Origin of the sequence: Oliverpabstia sp., assembly GCF_022785585.1 — a bacterium.
GTDB classification, from domain to species: domain Bacteria; phylum Bacillota; class Clostridia; order Lachnospirales; family Lachnospiraceae; genus Oliverpabstia; species Oliverpabstia intestinalis.
Genome location: NZ_JALFPR010000118.1, coordinates 1 through 4,109 on the forward strand (window position 1 = coordinate 1; position 4,109 = coordinate 4,109).

At 40.8% G+C, this 4,109-nt stretch carries 4 protein-coding genes and 1 pseudogene; all 5 read left to right on the top strand.

Annotation, left to right across the window (positions count from 1 at the left end; all coding sequences use genetic code 11):
• A pseudogene (locus MSA64_RS08330) lies at positions 1 to 207 on the top strand (type I-B CRISPR-associated protein Cas7/Cst2/DevR); the annotation flags it as partial.
• Positions 191 to 904 carry a CRISPR-associated protein Cas5 gene (cas5, locus tag MSA64_RS08335; protein ID WP_173884809.1) on the top strand — a complete coding sequence of 238 codons (714 nt, stop codon included), beginning with the start codon at positions 191 to 193 and terminating at the stop codon, positions 902 to 904. The pseudogene MSA64_RS08330 and the gene cas5, both read left to right, overlap by 17 nt.
• Before the next feature lie 22 nt (positions 905 to 926).
• On the top strand, positions 927 to 3,173 hold the full coding sequence (gene cas3 / locus MSA64_RS08340; protein WP_287891295.1) for a CRISPR-associated helicase Cas3': 2,247 nt from the start codon (positions 927 to 929) through the stop codon (positions 3,171 to 3,173).
• 10 nt (positions 3,174 to 3,183) lie between these two features.
• Complete coding sequence (gene cas4, locus MSA64_RS08345; RefSeq protein WP_227750253.1) at positions 3,184 to 3,678, top strand: CRISPR-associated protein Cas4; 495 nt, start codon at positions 3,184 to 3,186, stop codon at positions 3,676 to 3,678.
• Positions 3,679 to 3,693: 15 nt separating this feature from the next.
• On the top strand, positions 3,694 to 4,109 hold a 416-nt coding region (gene cas1, locus MSA64_RS08350), incomplete at its 3' end, for a CRISPR-associated endonuclease Cas1 (protein WP_287891298.1).

Genomic DNA, 4,109 nt, shown 5'->3' on the forward strand with positions numbered 1-4,109 from the left:
CGGATAGAAAATGATCAGATCAATGTAGAAACTCTGGCGGAACTGTTAGAGGACGACGCGATCCGCACCCACACATTTACCGGTGTCGTAACAGGAACTTTTGACAATGAAAATGAGATCCGGGGAAAATTATCCGGAGAATCCGTAGGTGCAGCATTCAGACATTTAAAAGAGGAAGTGGAACAGTATTATGGAGAAAGCAATTAGAGTTCAGTGTTTTCAGAACCTGGTAAATTATCGAAAACCGAGTAGCTTTATCATAAAAGAGACATTCCCGCTTCCTCCGTATTCTACGGTGCTTGGAATGATCCATGCGGCCTGCGGATACCAGGAATTTCATCCGATGAAACTGTGTATTCAGGGAACAAACAGCGGAATGGTGTCGGAACTGTATACCAGATATTCCTTTTCTTCTGGTACGAAGTATGAAGAGGGAAGACATCAGCTGTGTGTGGATGGAAAATATGGTGTGTTTAAGGGGATCGCGAATGTAGAACTGGTCTGTGATAATCACATGGTGATTCATATTATTCCGGCAGAGGAAGATTTTGCACATGTATATCAATCTCTTCTATATCCGGGCAGGTATTTATCCCTGGGAAGATATGAGGATCTCCTGGATATCGAACGGGTTGACATTGTGAAAATTCATCAGGAAGAGGAAGTAGATCTCAAGCGGGATATGTACATACCGGTAGCGATGGCAGAGACACTGGGGATTGAGAAAAGTCGTATGACGGTGTACCATCTGACAAAGGAATATGAGATTACCAAACAGGGTCTGCGGCGGTGGAAAAAGGAAAATGGAAGAGTCAATGCTTTTTATTATCCTGCAGGAAATACACTGGGGCAGGGTGCCTACGTGGACGATTTCGAGGAAGATGCAGCGTTAGTGTTCTGTTAAAGAAGGTCAGAAAGGCGTGGGAATGAAATACTATGCAAAATCGAAGAAAAAGGGATTATCCGATAAAGAGCGGGGGAAACAGATAAAAGAACCGGAAGAAGAACAAAAAACACTGAATAGCCATCAGGAAGATATTGTGCGGTGTGCTGAAGCGTTTTTTGAAGAATATGGCCAGTATTTTTCTGAAAAAGAGAAACGGCTGGTCATAGAAGCCTGCCGCATTCATGATTGGGGGAAGGCGAATCTGGTCTTTCAGGTAATGATAAATCCGGAACTTGCCGGAGAACGGAAGTTAAATGTGAAATCTATCAGTCAGATCCCTCATGGACATCTTAGCGCAGTTACTCTGTCACAAAACGAATTCTTTGCAATGGACGATAGTTTTACGAAAGATGATTTTGGGGCTTTTGTCACGGCAGTCTATCATCACCATACGAGAAAAGACCAGGAAGACAGTTCGGAGCTTCGTACATATGGAAAGAAATATTATCTGGAAGAGATCAGTGATTATCTTGGACAGACCAGAACAAAACTGTACTGCAGCAACTTGAACCAGCTTCTGTTTCACAATAACGGATATAGTCGGAAGTTCCTATGTGATCCTGCAGTCTGGAATGAATATCTTCTCGTAAAAGGATTGCTGAATAAGTTTGATTATACGGTTAGTGCCGGATATGAGAATGCGGAACTGGCATGTGATATCAGGGAAAAAAGGCTGAAAAAAGAAGTGGAGAGTTTTCTGGAAGGAAAAGATTTACGGCCTGCTCAACAGTTCATGAAAGAGCATATGGATGATAGCCTTGTTGTTATTGCGCCCACCGGATCCGGAAAAACAGAAGCCGCTTTGTTATGGCTTGACGGGGAGAAAGGATTTTACACGCTGCCTTTGAAAGTTTCTTCCAATGCAATTTATTCCAGAATAAAAAACGGATATGGTTATGAACATGCGGCGATTTTGCATTCGGACAGCATGGCGATGTATCTGAAAGAAAATCCGGGATCTGCCTGGGAAAAACAGGAACAGGCAAAGTTGTTAGCGAATCCTGTTACTGTGTGTACGATTGACCAGTTGTTTACGTTTGTTTACAGGGCGCTGGGGACAGAGATCTTTGCAGCAACTTTGAAGTATTCCAAGCTGATCATAGATGAAATACAGTCTTATGATCCAAGAAGTATTGCTACGATCTTATACGGTCTGAAAACCATCCAGCAAATGGGCGGCAGATATGCGATTATTACGGCAACTTTTCCACCTGTACTGAAAGATTTTATGGAGCAATACGGATTGGCAGATCATTGTTTGTTTGCAGACTTTACAGAAGATCCGGATATTCTCATTCGTCATAAGGTAAGCATCCAGTATTCGGAAATGTATCTGGAAGAGATTGCAAAGCAGGGGAAAACCAAAAAAGTACTGGTGATTTGTAATACCGTTTCCAGGGCGCAGGAGGTTTATGAAAAACTGCGGGAAAGGAACGATTCTGTGTGGCTGTTACATTCCCGTTTTATTCGCAGAGACCGTAATTTACTGGAACAAAAGATTATGGAGTTTTCAGAATCGGATGAAGCGGGGATCTGGGTCACCACGCAGATCGTTGAAGCCAGTCTGGATATCGATTTTGATATTCTGCACACGGAAATGTGTACAGCAGACAGCTTGTTGCAGCGTATGGGAAGATGTAACCGGAAGGGAAGAAGGATTCCTGAACTTTCCAATATTTTTGTATATGATAACAAAAATGGAAGCGGAAGTATTTACGAGGAGAACTTGTATCAGCGATCGCTGGAAAAACTGAAAAAGTATGAAGATATCCTTTTTTCAGAAAAACAGAAGACGAAATATATGAATGAAGTGTATCGGACAGAAGCGATACGGAATACAGAATATTACAAGAAAATTCAAGACTGTATGGAGAAATTCTCGGAGATCCATCCGGCGGAATATACTCTATCGGAAGCGAAGGTGCGCGATATCAAGAGCATTACGGTCATTCCGGATACCATCTATGAAGAAAATCAAGAACTGTTTGAAGAAGTAGAAGACAGATATCTATCAAAAGAGAGAAAGCAGGAGATTCGGACAAAGTTGCAGGATTTAACCATGGGAATCAATCTGAGGACCTGTTTTGGACATCCGGATGGAATAGATAAGGCAGCAATTGGCTCGACAGACATCCATCGAACACAGTTTGTTTATGAGTTTGATTGTGAAACACTGCAAGGACGAGGTCTTTTGCTTGGAGAGAAGGCAGATAGTATCTTTTTATAGGAGGTACGACGTGAAAGAAAATATAACTGGTATGATGGTATATTATTACTTCGTCTGCGAACGAAAACTCTGGTACTTCTGTCATGAAATCACAATGGAGACGGAGAACGAAGATGTGTTACTCGGAAAACTGTTGGACGAGAGCAGTTACAAAAAGAATGACAAACACATTTCTATTGATCAGATAATCAACATTGATTTCATGAAAGAATTCGGAGAGCTGCATGAGGTGAAAAAGAGTAAGTCTGTAGAAGAAGCAGGGATTTGGCAGATGAAATACTATCTGTATTACCTGCAGCAGCGTGGTGTGACCGGAATGAAAGGAAAAATCGATTACCCATTATTAAAAAAGACAATGAGTGTGGAGCTTACAGATGAAGACTGCGGGGAAATAGAAAAAATCATCTGTGAAATTACACAGATAAAAAAGAGGAATATACCACCGGATGATTGTAATAAGAAAATATGCAAGAAATGTGCGTATTATGATTTGTGCTTTATATAATACGAGGTGAGTGATATGAAACAAAGTTTTTATGTTTATAATAACGGGGACTTAAAACGAAAAGATAACACACTTCAGTTTACGAATCACGATGGAGAAAAGAGAGATATACCGGTTGAACGGATTTCTGATATTTATGTGATGTCGGAAATGTCTTTCAATACAGCTTTTATCAATTATATTTCACAATATGGGATTCCGATGCATTTTTTCAATTACTATAATTTTTATACGGGAAGTTATTATCCGAGGGAAACGTTGCTGGCAGGGAGATTGCTGGTAAGACAGGTTGAACATTACACGGATTATGAGAAAAGGATTGTGTTGGCGAGGAAATTTATCGAGGCTGCGGCGGATAATATTTATCGTAATCTCAGATATTATAATGGAAGAGGGAAAGATGTTTCTGTTTATATGAAAGAAGTGGATTC

Bases quoted from the DNA above. Each gene is read 5' to 3' on its own strand.
- cas5 (WP_173884809.1), top strand. From the start codon at position 191: ATGGAGAAAGCAATTAGAGTTCAGTGTTTTCAGAACCTGGTAAATTAT.
- cas3 (WP_287891295.1), top strand. From the start codon at position 927: ATGAAATACTATGCAAAATCGAAGAAAAAGGGATTATCCGATAAAGAG.